Annotated in this window: 10 protein-coding genes; 7 read left to right on the top strand and 3 right to left on the bottom strand. The window is 61.6% G+C overall.

Annotation, left to right across the window (positions count from 1 at the left end; all coding sequences use genetic code 11):
* Window positions 1–27: 27 nt before the first annotated feature.
* Window positions 28–894, bottom strand: a complete 867-nt coding sequence (locus ACT8II_RS02120) for a bifunctional hydroxymethylpyrimidine kinase/phosphomethylpyrimidine kinase (RefSeq protein WP_118652159.1) — start codon at window positions 892–894, stop codon at window positions 28–30.
* Window positions 895–1,175: 281 nt separating this feature from the next.
* Between ACT8II_RS02120 and ACT8II_RS02115 the strand changes: the two genes are divergently transcribed.
* On the top strand, window positions 1,176–2,870 hold the full coding sequence (locus ACT8II_RS02115; RefSeq protein WP_118652162.1) for a phospho-sugar mutase: 1,695 nt from the start codon (window positions 1,176–1,178) through the stop codon (window positions 2,868–2,870).
* A gap of 440 nt (window positions 2,871–3,310) precedes the next feature.
* Here ACT8II_RS02115 and ACT8II_RS02110 read toward each other — a convergent pair whose 3' ends face one another.
* Window positions 3,311–4,771, bottom strand: a complete 1,461-nt coding sequence (locus ACT8II_RS02110; RefSeq protein ID WP_118652165.1) for a cysteine desulfurase family protein — start codon at window positions 4,769–4,771, stop codon at window positions 3,311–3,313.
* 14 nt (window positions 4,772–4,785) lie between these two features.
* On the bottom strand, window positions 4,786–5,241 hold the full coding sequence (locus ACT8II_RS02105; RefSeq protein WP_443812901.1) for a hypothetical protein: 456 nt from the start codon (window positions 5,239–5,241) through the stop codon (window positions 4,786–4,788).
* Window positions 5,242–5,535: 294 nt separating this feature from the next.
* On the opposite strand from ACT8II_RS02105, the gene ACT8II_RS02100 reads away from it, so the two are divergent.
* The 6 genes from ACT8II_RS02100 to ACT8II_RS02075 all read left to right on the top strand — a co-directional run bounded on the left by ACT8II_RS02100 (window position 5,536) and on the right by ACT8II_RS02075 (window position 16,701).
* On the top strand, window positions 5,536–7,185 hold the full coding sequence (locus ACT8II_RS02100; protein WP_118652171.1) for an amidophosphoribosyltransferase: 1,650 nt from the start codon (window positions 5,536–5,538) through the stop codon (window positions 7,183–7,185).
* Between the two features lie 260 nt (window positions 7,186–7,445).
* Window positions 7,446–8,552: a phosphoribosylformylglycinamidine cyclo-ligase gene (gene purM / locus ACT8II_RS02095; RefSeq protein ID WP_330006476.1), complete on the top strand. Its 1,107-nt coding sequence runs from the start codon at window positions 7,446–7,448 to the stop codon at window positions 8,550–8,552.
* A 154-nt stretch (window positions 8,553–8,706) separates the two neighbouring features.
* Window positions 8,707–9,363, top strand: coding sequence for a phosphoribosylglycinamide formyltransferase (purN, locus tag ACT8II_RS02090; RefSeq protein WP_233546015.1), 657 nt, complete (start codon window positions 8,707–8,709; stop codon window positions 9,361–9,363).
* A 518-nt stretch (window positions 9,364–9,881) separates the two neighbouring features.
* Entirely contained in the window at window positions 9,882–14,822 is a 4,941-nt protein-coding gene (locus ACT8II_RS02085; protein ID WP_443812900.1) for a discoidin domain-containing protein, read from the top strand.
* Between the two features lie 214 nt (window positions 14,823–15,036).
* Window positions 15,037–16,245, top strand: coding sequence for a peptidylprolyl isomerase (locus ACT8II_RS02080; protein ID WP_443812899.1), 1,209 nt, complete (start codon window positions 15,037–15,039; stop codon window positions 16,243–16,245).
* Between the two features lie 9 nt (window positions 16,246–16,254).
* A complete protein-coding gene (locus ACT8II_RS02075; RefSeq protein WP_118652183.1) occupies window positions 16,255–16,701 on the top strand; it encodes a GatB/YqeY domain-containing protein in 447 nt (148 codons plus the stop codon).
* The last annotated feature ends 119 nt before the right edge of the window (window positions 16,702–16,820 follow it).

Raw genomic sequence — 16,820 nt, 5'->3', positions numbered from 1 at the left:
TGCACCGCGGGTGCGGCGCACGCGGGCTTAGCCCAGCAGAGCTGCGACCTTGCCGAGGGTGGGCTCGAAGGAGACGCCGCGCATCTCGAAATCGGGCTGCTCAACGGTCACACGCATGGCGTCGCGGACGAGGTCGCCCGCGAACTCAACGGCCTCGCGCGTGGTACGGCCGGTGTAGATGGCGGCGGTTAGCGCGCTGGCGAACAGGTCACCCGTGCCATGGAGCATGTAGGGGAGAAGCTCACTGGAGACCTCCTCCACGGCGCCGCCGTCGGCTGCGCTCGCGATGTAGTTGCGGATGATGGGCTCGCCCTCGTGCACGACGCCCTTGATGACGACGGTCTTGGCGCCCATGTCGAGTAGGGCGCTGGCGTTTTTCTGCACGAACTCAATGGAGACGTCCTGACCCTCGTAGGGGATGCCCGTGAGGATGGACGCCTCGGTGAGGTTGGGTGTGAGGACGTCGGCACCGTCGACGAGCGCGGCCATGGCCTTGCACAACTCGTCGGTGTAGGTGGGGTACTTCACGCCACCGTCGCCCATGACGGGGTCGACGATGCGCAGGGCGTTCGGGTACTCGCGGTACAGGCGCTGGATGACGGCGACCTGCTCGGCCGAGCCAAGGAAGCCCGAATACACGCCGTCGAGCTCCACGTTCTCCTCGCGCCAGGCGTCGAGGTAGGCCTCGAGCATGTCGGTGGTGTCGTGCATGTGGAAGACGGGGAACTTGGTGTGGGCGCTAAAGAGGGCCGTGGGCACCGGGCAGACGTCGACGCCCGCCGCACTGAGCACGGGGATCGCCACGCCGAGTGAGCACTTGCCGTAACCGCACATGTCGTGCACGGCCGCCACGCGCGGAATGTACGCGCCTTCACGCTGATAGAGTTTGGTCATGATTCAATTCCTTTCCGCGGACTTATGGACCAGCGTACGGCTCAACAGGATAGGTCAATTCCCGATAAGGTACGTAGGAGTTTTACAAATGTTCATCTTGCATTTGGGCTAGATGTGAGTTGGGAAAATCGCGCCATTTGCCCTTTTGACCCCTCACCGAATATTCCGCTTGCGACTCGGGGAATTTGCCACGCCTGGCGGCATGAGGGCGTATGATGCAGATATCCGCGTCCGTTTTGGGCGGGCGCCGCACGGTAAGTTGGATTGGGAAAGGTAAGACCATGGCTGATGTGCATGAGCTTCTCGCCACGTGGATCGAGAATGTCACTGATGAAGGGCTTCTCGCCGAGCTGAAGGCGATGAAGGAGGCGGGCGACGAGAGCGCGATCACCGATGCGTTCTTCCAGGACCTCGCATTCGGCACTGCGGGCTTGCGCGGCACGCTGGGGGCCGGCACCAACCGCATGAACATCTACACCGTCGGCCGCGCCACGCAGGGCTTCGCCGACTACCTGGTGAAGAACTTCGAGAACCCCACGGTCGCTATCGCGCGCGACAGCCGCAACAATGGCGAGCTGTTCGTTAAGACCACCGCTGCCATCCTCGCGGCGAACGGCGTGACCTCCTACGTCTACCCCAAGATCTCCCCGGTGCCCACGCTCTCCTGGGCCACCCGCTACCTCGAGTGCTCCGGCGGCATCTGCATGACCGCGAGCCACAACCCCGCCGCCTACAACGGCTACAAGGCCTACGGCCCCGACGGCTGCCAGATCACCTCTGAGGCCGCTGACGCCATCTCCGCCGCCATGAACGCGTGTGACCCGTTCCATGACGTCAAGACCATGGACTTCGACGCCGCCGTCGAGCAGGGCCTGGTCAAGTGGATCGGCGACGAGGTGCTGGACGCCTACTACGACGCCGTGGCCGCCAAGTCCGTGAACAACCTCACGCCCGAGCAGATCGCCAACGCCCCGCTCAAGCTCGTGTACACGCCGCTCAACGGCACGGGTCTGATTCCGGTCACTACCGTCCTCAACAAGGTTGGCGTGACCGACATCACCGTGGTCCCCGAGCAGCGCGACCCGGACGGCGACTTCCCCACCTGCCCGTATCCCAACCCCGAGATCCGCGAGGCCATGCAGAAGGGCATCGATCTGTGCCAGGAGGTCAAGCCCGACTTGCTACTCGCGACCGACCCCGACGCCGATCGTGTGGGCGTGGCCTGCGCCGATGGTGACGACTACACGTTGCTGACCGGCAACGAGATGGGCGTCCTGCTGCTCGACTACATCTGCAAGATGCGCGCCGAGCGTGGCGAGGATCTCTCCCGCAAGGTCGCCGTCACCACCATCGTGTCCTCTGCCATGGTTGACGCGCTGGCCGAGGAGTACGGCTTTGAGCTGCGCCGCTGCCTTACCGGCTTCAAGTACATCGGCGACATCATCACCGGCCTGTCCGACGCCGGCGAGGTCGACCGCTTCATCTTTGGCTTCGAGGAGAGCTACGGCTATCTGTCCGGCGACCACGTGCGCGACAAGGACGCCGTCAATGCCTCCATGCTCATCTGCCAGATGGCCCAGTACTACAAACTGCAGGGCCTCAACCTGGTTCAGGCCATGCGCGCGCTGTATGAGAAGTACGGCTACTATCACAACAAGACCGTCTCGCTGAGCTATCCCGGCGCCGACGGCGCCGCCAAGATGACCGGCATCATGAAAGCCCTGCGCGCTGAGGCCCCCTCTGAGATCGCCGGCGCCAAGGTCGAGGCGGTCGTGGACTACGCGAACTGCGTGAATGGCCTGCCCAAGGCCGACGTTATCGAGTTCGACCTCGAGGGCGGCAACAAGGCCATCGTGCGTCCCTCCGGCACCGAGCCCAAGATCAAGCTCTACATCTTTGCCAAGGGCGAGGACGCCGCGGCCGCCGATGCACTCATTGCCGCAATCGAGGAAGATGGCCGCAAGCTGCTGTCCTAGCGCGCAGTGATGTGCAATTAGGGACGGGTGCGTTTTATACATGCGTTTTCGCGCGTGTCCTGGAGCTGAAGACGGGCCGCTCGCTTTTGCGGGCGGTCCGTCTTTTGATGTTCGGCTGCGCTTGGGGCGCGTGGCGGGCGGTTGAGACGCGCCGAGCGCGAGTTGGGTGAGGTTTTTCGTATTGATTTTTAATTTCGGTTGGTAGCAGACATGGTTTGCAATGAAAAACGCAGGTCGGACTCAGCTGAAATTACCTTGTACTCGCGGAATTGCAAAATTGATACGAAAAACCTCATCGAACTTGGCGGTCGGCGTGGCCATGCCGATCGCGAGGGGCTGTGAAGTCCGATGATGAGAGCGGGTTGATGGGCGAGCTGATGGACGGAGGGCCGTCGTCCGACAGCTGCCCGTTCGGCAACCGCGCTTTCGACCACCGCCCTTTACCGTATGGAGCTGATGAGGCGCGCTTTGCGGATGCAGGCGGGGATACGCTTGCTGAGGAGGGTGACGTCCTCGGCGGTGATGTCGCTCGCGAGCGAAAGGCGCAGCGCACCGCGGGCGCGCTGCGCGGGAATCCCCATGGCAGTGAGTACGTGCGAAGGTTCGGTTGAGCCGGTGGAACAGGCAGAACCGGTTGCCGCCGCGACGCCTGCCCGGTCGAGCAGGACCACGAGGAGCTCGCCGTCAACGTCGTCGCAGGTGAAGGATGCGATCGAGGGGAGACGGCCGATTGAGGGAGAGCGGTCTAGGGCCTCTCCGTCGGAGGCAGCGCTGGGTTCACCGGTCGCGCCGCCATCTGTGGCGCGGGAGACTGGTGCATTGCGGTCCGGGAGAGCTGACGCATCGCAGGCCGGGGTGCACGGGGTTTTCGTGCCATCGGCTGAGGCGTATTTGATTGGCGTGCCGGTGAGGGCCATGTCCTCGACCTCGCCGAGAAGGTGGCGAATGAGCTCATTGCGTAAGGATGAGATGCGCAGGATGTCGGACCGGAGCGTTTCGCACGCTTCCTCGAGGGCGGTGACCATGCCCACGATGCCTGCGACGTTCTCGGTACCGGCGCGCTCACCGCGTTCCTGGGCCCCGCCGGTGATGAGCGGTGGAATGGAGAAGCCCTTGCGCAGATAGAGCGCCCCAACGCCACGTGGGCCGTGGAACTTGTGCGCGGAGAGCGAAAGGGCGTCGATGCCCAGTTCTTGTACGTCGACGGGGATGTGCCCCACGGCCTGCACCGCATCGGTGTGGAAGGGAGCACCGTGGGCGTGGGCAACGGCGGCGAGCTCGCGGATGGGTTCGATGGTGCCGACCTCGTTGTTCGCAAGCATGATCGAGACCAAGGCAGTGGCGGGCGGGGTGGCGAGTCCAGGGGCATCGCCACCCGCGGAGGCAGTGGTGTGCCCGGGAGCCGCGGCGAATCCGGGAGCCTCGATACCGCATGCGGCGGCGCGTTCGTTGGCGGTGAGTGCCTCTTCGAGGTCCTCGGCGTGCACGAGCCCCTGGCGATCAACGGGCAGGTACGTCACCTGGACGCCTTCCCGCTCGAGCGCCTCGCAGCAGTGGAGGATCGCATGGTGCTCGATGGCGCTCGTGACAATCCGAACGGGCGTAGCCGCTCCGTAGAGGTCCCGGTAGCGCTGCACGGCGCCGCGTAGTATCCAGTTGTCCGACTCGGATCCGCCGCTCGTGAAGTAGATGTCCGACGCGTTCGCCGCCCCAAGGAGGCGCGCCATGTCGTTGCGTGCTCCGTCGAGCGCGCTGGCCGTCTCGCGCGCCATGCGATGGATCCCGCTTGGGTTGCCGAACTTCGTGGTCAGGTACGGCATCATCGCCTCAAGCGCACGGGGCGAGAGCGGTGTGGTTGCCGCACTGTCGGCGTACACATAGGGTTCGTTGGCGTTGGTCATGGCGGTCAATGGCGCTATCGAAGAACGAAGAACCAGAACAGGGCGAGGGCGATGGCGGCAAGTATCAAGATGAGCAGGAGGAGCTGCACGCGTTTGCGTGCGCGATCATGCCGGGACACGAAGATGGATCGCCCTTTTTTAGGCTGAGAAATATAGCTGCTCGGCTGGCCGAGGCCCTGCTCGCCGCCGCGCCCGCGAACCTGCAGCGTGGGAGTGCTCGGCGGGATGTATCCGCCCGTGCGTGCCGTGCCGCCACTCGCCTGGGCGGAACCACCCTTTCCAAGCGATGCCTTGCGTCTGGGTATGTGCGTCGCGCGATTGCTCGCAGGTGCTCGAGGGTTGTCGACGGGCGGCAGATAGGTGGGGTCGCTGGTTGCGATGCCCATGTGCTTGCGACCGGGTCGCTGGTGCGCGCCCTCGGAGACTCCGCGCGGGACTGCCGTTGGGCGCGGTGCGTTCTGCTCGTCCATGTCCACCTCGTGGGATAGCGGGTGTAATACCGCCATTGTATGGTGAATCATGCGGGAGTGCGCCCGTGGTGCCGCTGTTCGTTCCAAAACGCCCCGTTTCACCATACCGCCGCGACCTCAATTGAGGGACAGGCGCTAAATTGAGGCCATGAATGGGATTTGAATGAATGGGATTTGAATGAATGGGATTTGAGTCGCGAAGCCATGTCGTTTCGGCGTGCGCGCAGGCAGAACGCTTTGCGAGCGTATAATTCCCAACGTATGACCGCGCATGGTATCCAGAGGGGAAGCCGCATGTCTCTCGACACCAACCTGTCCGAATTCACCGCGTTCGATTCCGACACCGATCATCCGCACGACGAGTGCGGCGTGTTCGGCGTTTGGGCGCCCGACCGCGACGTCGCCCGTCTCACCTATTTCGGCCTGCGCGCTCTGCAGCACCGCGGCCAGGAATCCGCCGGCATCGCCGTGGGCGATGGCGGAACCGTCATGGTCCGCAAGGACCTGGGCCTGGTGAGCCGCGTTTTCTCCAACGCCGACATTTGCTCGCTGCCCGGTCAGCTCGCTGTGGGTCACGTGCGCTACGGCACCGCCGGCGCTAAGAGTTGGGAGGCATCGCAGCCCCACCTTGCCACTATCGGGGAGGTCATCGTCGCCCTTGCCCATAATGGCACCCTTGTCAACACCGACGAGCTGCGCCGTCAGCTCATCGAGCTCGGCGTTCCCTTCAACTCAAATTCCGACTCCGAGGTCGCAGTCAAGCTCATCGGCTACTTCACGCAGGAGACGCATCACCTGCGCGAGGGTATCCGCAAGACGATGGAGCTCATTCGCGGCGGCTACGCCATGGCGCTTATCAACGAGGAGGCACTGTACGCCTTCCGCGATCCGCACGGTGTTCGTCCGCTGGTGCTCGGCCGTCTGACCAGCGACGAGGGCCTCGCCGCCGCCGATGCCGCCGCCGCGGCCTCCGCGCTGCCGAGTGATGCCGCGTCCGCCGAGGACTTGGTGGGCGATGAGGTGCTCGCCTCCACCGCAGGCTGGGTCGTTGCCTCCGAGACCTGCGCGCTCGACATCATCGGCGCCGAGTACGTGCGCGATATCCGTCCCGGCGAGATCTTGCGCATCAGCGCCGAGGGTCTCGTGTCCGAGCAGGGTGTCCCTGCCGCCGAGAAGAGCGCCCACTGCATCTTCGAGCAGGTGTACTTCGCCCGTCCCGATTCCATCGTGGATGGCAAGTCCATCTATGCCTGCCGCTACGATATGGGTCGCAAACTGGCGCTCGAGTGCCCCGTTGAAGCCGACATGGTCATCGGCACGCCCGACTCCGGCCTGCCCTCCGCCGAGGGATACGCCTTCGAGAGCGGCATCCCCTACGGCACCGGCCTTATCAAGAACCGCTACGTTGCCCGCACGTTCATTGAGCCCACGCAGGAGCTGCGAGCCATGGGCGTGCGCCTCAAGCTCAATCCTCTGCGCGATGTGATCGAGGGCAAGCGCATCGTTGTCGTGGACGACTCGATTGTGCGCGGCACCACCATGGTCCAGCTTGTCCGCATGCTGCGCCAGGCGGGCGCCAAGGAGATTCACATCCGCATCAACTGCCCGGAGGACATCTGGCCGTGCTTCTACGGCGTGGACACCGGCGAGCAGAGCCAGCTCATCTCCGCGACCAAGTCGGTCGAGGAGGTCTGCGAGTTCATCGGCGCCGACACGCTCGCATTCTTGTCTGTGGACGCTTTGCTCGAATGCGTACCCAAGGCGGGTTACTGCACCGCTTGCTTCACCGGTGAGTATCCGGTCGCGATTCCCGAGAGCTTCGGTCGCGAGAAGTTCATCAAGGGATACGTGCCGCGCAACCTGACCAAGCCCGAGCTCGTGACCGAGACGTGCGTTGTTGATAAGGCCGAGGACCGCAGCTGGGAAGAGGCGCACGAGGGCTAAGACGAGGCGTGCCGTCGCGTGCCAATTGGGGACGTGTCCCTTTGGCACGCGTCACGCGTAATGCGAATAGAACGGGTGCGCGCGTGTAATGTCGAAAATGACGCGCTTCAATCGCGATTTTTTCGACGTTGCACGCGCGGCCCTGCAACGAGGCGCCCGCGACTGGCCGCATCCGCTCCCAATTGAGGGGTTTGGTCGATGCGGGCTGTGCCCTGCTATCATGCTGTACTAGGAATTCCCTGGGTCGAAAGGAACCTCACATGGCCGAGAGCAAGCACGTTACGTACGAGGACGCCGGCGTCGACACCGCCGAGGGCGGCCGCGCGGTCGATGCGATCAAGCAGATGGTCGCGGAGACCAACCGCCCCGAGGTCATTGGCGGTATCGGCGGCTTTGGCGGCCTATTCTCCGCCGCGGCGCTCAAGGACATGGAGGATCCGATCCTCATCTCCGGCACGGACGGCGTGGGCACCAAGCTCGTGCTCGCCCAGATCCTCGACCGTCACGAGACTGTGGGCCAGGATCTTGTCGCCATGTGCGTGAACGACATCCTCGCCTCCGGCGCCGAGCCCCTGTTCTTCCTCGACTATGTCGCCATCGGCCACATCGAGGCTGAGCACATGGCCAAGATCGTCAAGGGCGTCGCCGATGGCTGCAAGCTCGCAGGCTGCGCGCTCGTGGGCGGCGAGATGGCCGAGCACCCCGGCGTCATGCGTCCGGACGACTACGACCTCGCTGGCTTCACCGTCGGCGTCGTCGACCGCCCCAAGATGATCGATCCAGCCAACGTGCGCGAGGGCGATGTCATCATCGGCTTGCCGTCCACGGGTGTCCACTCCAACGGCTACTCGCTCGTGCGCAAGGTCATCGGCGTCGACGGCATCGTGCCGGGCACGCCCGAGGCAGAGGCCAAGAAGGCTGAGCTCGAGACCATCGAGGTCGCGCCCGGCGTCCTCCTCGCCGACGCGCTGCTGGCTCCCACCCGCATTTACGTCAAGCCCATCCTCGAGCTGCTCCGCGGCGAGGCCGGCAAGCATGTGCACGCCATCGCCCACATCACCGGCGGCGGCATCACCGAGAACCTTAACCGCGCCCTGCCCAAGGACGTTGACGCCCTCGTGCTGCGCGACGGTGCCAAGATGGGTTGGGACGTTCCTCCGGTCATCACTTACATCTCCGAGCATGCGGAGCTCGCGCCCAACGAGGCCTGCAAGACCTTCAACATGGGCGTCGGCCTGATGCTCATCGTCTCTGCCGAGGATGAGGCCGCAGTCACCGAGGCCCTCGTCGCCATGGGCGAGAAGCCCTTCCGCGTGGGCACCTGCGTTGCGGGCTCCGGCGAGGTGAAGTACGCAGATGAGCAGTAGGGACGAGGCCCAGGCGGCCGCCGACGAGTACCGTCGCCTCATCGAGGAGGCGGCCCTCGCCCCCGAGGCGCTTCCGAGCGACGCGTTTTTTGGCGATGCCGCAGAGCGCGAAGTGGATGCCGGAAATACCGCCGCTTCGCATGCGCGACCCGGTATCAACGAGCTGCAAGACGAACGCGCCGCGCAGGACCAGGCGGACCGTGCCCCGTTGCCCATTGGTGTGCTGCTCTCGGGCTCGGGCACCAACCTCCAGGCGCTTATTGACGCAATCGACGCCGGCGAGCTCAACGCGGAGATCAAGCTCGTGGTGGCGAGTCGTCCTTCCGCGTACGGCCTCAAGCGCGCCGAGGCTGCGGGTATTCAGACCCTCACGCTCTCCAAGGAGACCTATGCCGACCCCATCCAGGCGGATGAAGTCATCGCGCACGAGCTTCTGGCTGCCGGTTGCGAATACGTGATCATGGCGGGCTATATGCGCATGGTGCATGCACCACTGCTCGTCACGTTCCCTGATCGAGTGATTAACATCCACCCCGCCCTACTTCCCAGTTTCCAGGGTGCCCATGGTATCCAGGACGCGTTCGATCGCGGTGTCAAGGTGACGGGCGTTACGGTGCACATTGCCAACGCGGTGTACGATATGGGCCCGATCATCGCCCAGCGTGCGCTCGTGGTCGAGGAGGGCTGGGACGTCGATACCCTCGAAGAGCACATCCACGCCATCGAGCATGTTTTGTATCCCGAGGTGGTGCAAATGCTCGCCGATGGTCGTGTCCACGTGCGGGAGAACCTTACGGTCGAAGTGCGTTAGTCGTGTACGAGAAGCGCGCGCCGGTGTCTTATCCGGCGCGCGTTATTTGCAACTCGCCATGGTCGACCTTTCGAGCTCTCTTCTCGCTTCCTTTTGAAGCACCGCTCTTCCATAGGGTGCGCCGTTTACCGACGTATTCCGTCCGTCTGCCATTTCACATAAATGTGGCGGGAATCAGAAAAATCGGAAGAAAGCCCCTAGAATGCCTTCCTGGCTAGTGGGTTAAACAATTGGGGGGCGAAAGACCCTCAGTGTCAAATGCACATTTGTATATGCATAACAACAAAGCTGGTATCTTTCTGAAAAAACCAATAAAAAATGAATAAAATTGAATAGAAGATGCATAATCCGAGTGGATTTCTCCTTCACGCGCACCAACGTGAATCCGTACAGTGAAGCAATCTATGTTGGGGATGCCCATGGATCGGCAAGGCGTTGGTTGCTGCGGATTGGCGCTCGGACGCCAGCCGGTAAGGTTCCTTGCCGAGACGGGGATACGCAAACGGAAGGGGATGCGTATGAAGAAGCTACGCTGGGGAGGAGTCGTCGCGTGGTGCCTTTCGGCGCTGTGTGCCGCGACGATGCTCCTGCCTGCGCAGAAGGTGTACGCCGCCGAAGGCAACTTGGCGCTGAACAAAAACGCCGTTGCCGACAGCCAAGAGGCCGATTCGGTTAAGGCGAAGAACGCGACCGATGGCGACACGACTTCGAAGTCGTCTCGTTGGGGTAGTGCGGTTGACGCCAGCCATGGCGAGCATTGGATTTACGTTGATCTGGGCAAGGACGAGCAGGTCTCGTCCGCAAAGGTCTACTGGGAGGCCCGCAAGGCCACGGGATTCAAGATCCAGGTCGCGAAGGCCGAAGATGCAAAGGATAACGACTCGACCAAGTGGACTTGGAAGGACGTCTATACGACGACCGAGCGCCCCAAGGACAAGACGAGCGTCATCAATTTCGATACGACGTCTGCGCGCTATGTTCGGCTTCTGATCACCGGCTTCACGGGCAATGACCCGTATGGCGATGCCGTCGATTGGGATGCGGTCTCCATTTACGAGCTCGAGGTATATGCCGACAAGCAGACAGAGACGCCTGATGAGCCGACTACCGAGGCAACCAACCTCGCACTCAAGAAGGCCACCAAGGCCAGCAAGGACTACCACAACAAGAACGGTGCCCGTGCAGTCGATGGCAAGAAGGAGAGCAAGAGCAACGATCGCTGGATGACCGAGACCGCGCCGACCCAGTGGCTGCGCGTTGATCTGGGTAAGGAAGAAACCATCAAGCACTTCAACATCCAGTGGGAAGATGCCTCCAACTACGCAACCAAGTTCGAGGTGTACGTCTCCAACGATGAAAGCGTCTGGAACGCCGAGGGCGACAACTACCAGAGCTGGGGCGCCCCGGTTGTCAATGAGCAGAACAACACTAAGGGTCTCAATGAGATTACCCTGAAGACTCCTGCGACCGGTCGTTACCTCCTACTGCGCGTCACCGGTATGAGCACAGGGTATGGTGTCTCCTGCATGGAGTTCGAGGCATGGAACCAAGTGCCCGCTGCACCTGAGAAGCAGCCTGCGGACTACCTCAACGACATCAAGGTCGCCGAGGTCACTGCCGACACCAAGACGCTCTCCTATACCCTGCCTGAAGACGTTCCCGAGGGCTACAAGATCAAGTACAACGGCACCGACTACGAGCAGGTCATCGATCTGAATGGCACCATCTACCGTCCGATCTCCGACGTGACCGTCAAGGCCTCCTTCAAGATCGAGAACACCAAGGACAACACGGACTACGCGTTCAAGGAGTTCGACGTCAAGGTCCCCGGCAGCATGACCGCCAAGGCCGAGGCTAATGCCGCGCCGCAGATTCTGCCTGAGCTCCGCGAGTGGGTTGGTGGCGAGGGACAGTTCGCCGCATCTGCCGCCAAGCGCGTAGTGTACGGTCAGGACTCGCTCAAGGTCATGGCCGAGGACTTTGCCGCGGATTTCCAAATCATCACGGGCGTTAAGCTCGAGGTGGTCCAGGGCACCGCAGCCCAAGCTGGCGACATCTTCTTCACGCTCGGCGCCGACAAGGCTCGGGGCCTCAAGGATGAGGGCTACCTGCTCGAGGCGAGCGCCAACAGCATCACCGTCAAGGCCGAGGCCGTGGCGGGCGCCAACTGGGGCGGCAAGACCATCCTCCAGGGTATGAAGACGGGCAACTCCACCTTCCCGGTGGGCACCACCCGCGACTACCCCCTCTACAAGGTGCGCGGTCTCATCCTCGACGTGGGTCGAAAGACCTTCACGCTCGACTGGCTCAAGCAGATGACCGAGCAGATGGCATGGTTCAAGCTGAACGACTTCCAGATTCACCTGAACGACAACTATATTCCGCTCGAGGAGTACACCAAAGCGGGGAAGGATGTCTTCCAGGCGTACTCTGGCTTCCGTCTTGAGTCCGACATCAAGAAGGGCGGCAACGACGGCAAGAACCAGGCCGACCTCACCTCCACCGACGTGTGGTACACCAAGGCCGACTTCAAGGAGTACATCGAGCACTCCAAGGCGCTTGGCGTGAACATCATTCCCGAGATCGATACCCCGGCGCATTCGCTGGCGCTGACCAAGGTGCGTCCCGACCTGCGTCACGGCACCGATGGACGCCAGAACGACCATCTCAATCTCACTACGCTGTATAACGATAGCCTCAAGTTCGTCCAGAGCATCTTTGACGAGTACGTGAAGGGTGGCGAAAATGCCGTTTTCGCCGGCTCAGATGTCATTCATATTGGCGCGGATGAGTACAGTGCCGACGGCAACGCATACCGCACGTTCGTGAACGATATGTTCAAGTATGCCGAAGGGAACGGAAAGACTGCTCGTGTGTGGGGTTCCCTCACGAGCATCAAGGGTACAGTTAATGTCAGCGGCATCTCCGAGTCTGGCCAGCGCCGCCAGATGAATCTTTGGAACCCTGGTTGGGCCGATCTTAAGCAGATGTACGATTTGGGCTTCGAGCTTATCGACTGTCAGGACGGTGTCTTCTACGTCGTTCCGAATGCAACGTACTACTACGACTACCTGGGCGATGCTGCTTACACCGACGGACTGAACAGCATTAGTGGGTACTCTGTTCCCGCTGGCGATCCGCAGATGATCGGTGGTGCATTTGCCGTCTGGAACGACATGTGCGACAACCAGGAAAACGGCATGTCCGAGTATGACATCTATGACCGCATCAACCGCTCCGCTGGTCTGTTCGGTGCCAACAGTTGGGGCAAGAGCGGCTCGATTGATACCGCTGCCGCCAAGGAGATCGTTGCCAAGCTCGGTGACGCCCCCGGTAGCAACTTTGGTTACGACGTCGCAACTACCGAGGATGGCACCATCGCTCAGTGGAACATGGACGACTTGTCGGACGCCTCTGGCCTGAAACGCGACCTTGTCGAGGGCGAGAACGCCAAGATTGAGAAGGTTGACGGCCGCAGTGCCCTCAAGCTCAACGGCGGCGAATCCTACGTGTCCGTCAAGGACGACGCCCTTACCACCCTCGGTTTGGGCAGCGATCTGCGCGTGAAGGTTAAGCGTACGAGCGCGTCGACTGACGAGCAGGTTCTGTTCGAGTCCGAGTACGGTGCTATCAAGGCGGTTCAGAAGGACACCGGCAAGGTCGGCATCACCCGCGAGAACCGCGATTACTCCTTCAACTACACCCTGCCGGTCGACGAGTGGGTTGAGCTTGAGTTCAAGAACGAGTTCGAAGTCACTACGCTGTATGTCAACGGCGAGAAAGTAGAGACTATCGGCTCGACCGGTAACGGTAGCCGCGGCAAGCTCAAGGCCACGTGCATGCTCCCGGTCAATACGCTGGGCTCTGCCACGAACGCCTTTGAGGGCTATGTGGACGATGTACGCGTGACCGAAGCCTCCGAAGAGCCGCTTGCTTCGACAATGCCTCTCGACTACGCGGTCATCACCGCTGAGAAGGTTCTTGCCGAGCAGGACGTCCCCGGGCTGCGCGCACTTCTTGAGCAGGCATATGCCCTGTTCCTGAACGCCAATCCGGCCAAGGCAGACATTGACAACCTGGTTGCGCAGATCAACGCTCTGCTAACCGACCAGGACGGCAAGCCTTCCTACGAGGCTGCCGACTACTGTCGCCTTGACGCCTACGCGCAGCTTCAGCTTGACGGTGACGCCGCAGCACTGTTGAACGAGCTCTTTACCGACGCGTCTGTTGCGCGCGTTCAGGCCGCATGGGCTCAAGTCCGCGAGAACCTGCCTGCGGGCATGCAGTCCACGGTCGATTCGTATGAGAGTGCCATCGTGAGCGCGCTTGACGCGCTCGAGCTCAAGACGGGAGGCGACCTCACGCTTGTTGATCAGGGCAAGCTTGCAGCAACCGCCAACTCGGAGCAGACTGAAGGAGAAAACGGTAAGGCCTCAAATGTTCTCGATGGCAACCTTGGTACGTACTGGCACAGCATGTACAGCCCCAGCAAGCCCAGTGGCCCACATAGCATTACTCTGACCAGCAAAGAGGACGTCATGACGCTTGGCGGACTGGTGTACACCGCTCGCAGCGGCCACGGTAACGGTACGGTTCTCAAGTATACGGTTATGGCATCAGAAGCTGGCACTGACGAATCGATGGTTGAGGTGGCTAAGGGTTCTTTGAAGGATGCCGATGGTGCGCAAACCATCACCTTCGATAAGCCTGTCAGGGCAAAGGCGATCAAGCTCGTTGTCGATGAGGGCAAGGGCGGCTTTGGCAGCGCCGCCGAGCTCAATCTGATCAACGCCGATGTAAAGCCCGACTACACGACCCTGCAGACGCTGGTTGACGCCGCGAAGGCCATTCAGAAGGACGGTTCGTGCGAGCACGATGCCTTCACGGCCGAGACATGGGATGCCTTGCAGGCCAAGATCGCCGAGGCCGAGAAGGTCATTGCCGATCAGAGCGGCGACGTCAACTCCGTCTTCGCACTCAAGGGCGAGCTCGCTCAGGCAATTGAGTCTCTGCGTCTTGACGAGAAGACAGCCGATCCCGACGAGGACGAGTTCACCGTCACCTTCGACGATCGCATTCCCGGACATGAGGATCGTGTAATCGTGGTCAAGAGGGGTGACAAGGTCCCCGTTCAGCCCATGCCCGAGCTTGCCGGATATCTGTTCGACGGCTGGTTCACCGATGGCTATAAGGGCGGTTGGAAGAACAAGTGGGACTTCGACACGCCGGTCACGAGCGACCTTATGCTCACGGCCAAGTGGGTCGAGGACGGGGATGCTCCCGTTGCTCCCGAGACGCCCGATGATCCTTCCGATGAGCCTGGCGCGAACAAGCCCAACGGCGGACTGCCGACCACCGGAGACAATTCCATGCTCCTGGTGGTGGGTGTGGGCGCAGCTGCCGTCATCGCAGTTGCGGCAGGTGCGGTCATGATTGCCCACAGCCGCAAGACGCGCTAGCGTCGTCCCCCGCACTCCCTTGGTGGCACGGGGCTCTCTGCGCATGCGGAGGGCCCCGTGCCTTGTGTGCTGAGGGCCCCGTAAAGGGAAGTGTGTGGGAATGCTCGAATACCATCCGCATCTAAAAGTGCGTGTGAGACAATAACCAAATGTGTGAACACGGGACTCGTCGCCCAAGCGACGAACCATACAGAGCTACGAAAGAAGACCTCAAATGGCAGTGAGTAAACGAAGCGCCAAGATCAAGCGCGACCCGGTGCCCGAGGCGGCGCCAAGCAAAAAGCAGGTGAAGCAGGCGCGCAAGGAAAAGCTTTCCAAAGCAGGCAAGATTGTGCTCGTGGTGATTGGCATCGCCGCCATGTTGCTTTCCGTGAGTGCGATGGCGTGTTCCGGCGTGCTCAACCAGGTGCAGAGCCAGGAGGACTATAAGCTCACGGGCGGCGTCGCGGCAACCGTGAACGGCGTCAACATTAAGGAAGACACCGTCACCGAGCAGATCATGAGTCTGCGCCAGAGCTCGTACGAGAGCGATGAAGACTGGGCGACGTACCTGTCTCAACAGGGGCTTACGCCCGAGAGCTATCGCGAGAACGTCATCGATTCCATCGCCCGCCAGTACCTGCTCACGCAGGCGGAGAAGGAGTACGACATCACCGTCTCCCAAGATGATCTTGACGAGGCCTGGGACGAGGCGGTTGAAAACTACGGCGGCGACGAGGACGCCTTTGTTGATATGATTACCCAGTTCGGGTTCACCAAAGAGACCTACCAGGAGAACACCAAGAGCTCGCTCGCTCAAGAGAGGCTGCGTGAGAAGGTCGCATCTGTCGAGGACCCCACCGATGACCAGATCGTCTCCTACATCAATGAGAACCTCGACACCTACAACGACGCCCGTCGTTCGTCCCACATCCTGTTCAAGGTCGCCGACGATGCAACTGATGAAGAGAGCGCTGAGGTTGAGGCCAAGGCTCAGGAGGTGCTTGACAAGCTGAACGCCGGCGAGATCGAGTTCGCCGATGCGGCGAAAGAGTACTCCGAGGACTCATCCGCCGATGACGGTGGCGACGTGGGCTGGGATAAGCTCACCACCTTTGTGACCGAGTATCAGGATGCGCTCAGCGCGCTCTCCACGGGGCAGATGAGCGGTCTGGTAAAGACGACCTACGGGTACCACATCATTCTGTGCACCGATCAGTTCAACGTTGAGAGCGTTTCTTCTGCTGACGAGATTCCCGAGGCCATCCGCGATGCGATTTCGAGCAAGATCAAGACCGAGGAGGAGAGTGCGAAGTACTCCACTTGGCTGAATGATTACATTGACAAGGCCGACATCAAGATTAACGAGATGCCCGAGGATGTTCCGTACAACGTCGATATGAGCAAGGCGAAAGCGGACGAGGGCACGGATTCCGAGGAGTAGGGGATAGCTATGACGTACGAAGAGCTTCATGCCGAGATGGTCGCCGCGATGAAGGCGAAGGACAAGGTCCGCCTGGGTGTCACCCGTCTGGTGCTGGGCGAGCTCAAGAACGCCGCATCGCGCGGCGGGGCGCATGAGATCACCGAGGAGGAGACGACCGCCCAGATCAAGCGCACGCTCAAGCAGACCAACGAGACACTCGAGATGTCTGAGAAGGCGGGTAATAACTCCGAGCGCACCGAGAACCTTCGCGAGCAGGTGGCCGTGCTCGAGAGCCTGCTGCCCGCTCAGGTGTCCGGCGACGAGCTCGCGGCCCTGATTGACCAGGTTATCGCCGAGATCGGCGCGGAGTCCAAGAAGGACATGGGCCGCGTGATGGGTGCGCTTACCAAGGCGACGAACGGGAACTTTGACAAGCCAGCCGCCGCGCAGATGGTGGGAGCCCGCCTGGCATAGCGCGTGTAAAAAGGGCACGTGCAAAATGGGGACAAACCCCTTTTTACACATCACGGGCAGCAGGAGTGAACTGCGCCCCGAAACTTGGACGCGATAAATCATAACCGCTAAGCGGCCTC

The sequence above is a fragment of the Collinsella sp. genome, from assembly GCF_052346665.1.
Classification (GTDB): Bacteria; Actinomycetota; Coriobacteriia; order Coriobacteriales; family Coriobacteriaceae; genus Collinsella.
Note: the sequence above shows the minus strand (reverse complement) of the source record. Positions and strands in the feature narration are given on the sequence as shown.

Coding starts and splice junctions, on each gene's coding strand:
- ACT8II_RS02100 (WP_118652171.1), top strand. CDS start 5,536: ATGTCTCTCGACACCAACCTGTCCGAATTCACCGCGTTCGATTCCGAC.
- ACT8II_RS02080 (WP_443812899.1), top strand. CDS start 15,037: ATGGCAGTGAGTAAACGAAGCGCCAAGATCAAGCGCGACCCGGTGCCC.
- purM (WP_330006476.1), top strand. CDS start 7,446: ATGGCCGAGAGCAAGCACGTTACGTACGAGGACGCCGGCGTCGACACC.
- ACT8II_RS02115 (WP_118652162.1), top strand. CDS start 1,176: ATGGCTGATGTGCATGAGCTTCTCGCCACGTGGATCGAGAATGTCACT.
- ACT8II_RS02120 (WP_118652159.1), bottom strand. CDS start 894: ATGACCAAACTCTATCAGCGTGAAGGCGCGTACATTCCGCGCGTGGCG.
- ACT8II_RS02105 (WP_443812901.1), bottom strand. CDS start 5,241: ATGGACGAGCAGAACGCACCGCGCCCAACGGCAGTCCCGCGCGGAGTC.
- ACT8II_RS02110 (WP_118652165.1), bottom strand. CDS start 4,771: ATGACCAACGCCAACGAACCCTATGTGTACGCCGACAGTGCGGCAACC.
- ACT8II_RS02085 (WP_443812900.1), top strand. CDS start 9,882: ATGAAGAAGCTACGCTGGGGAGGAGTCGTCGCGTGGTGCCTTTCGGCG.
- ACT8II_RS02075 (WP_118652183.1), top strand. CDS start 16,255: ATGACGTACGAAGAGCTTCATGCCGAGATGGTCGCCGCGATGAAGGCG.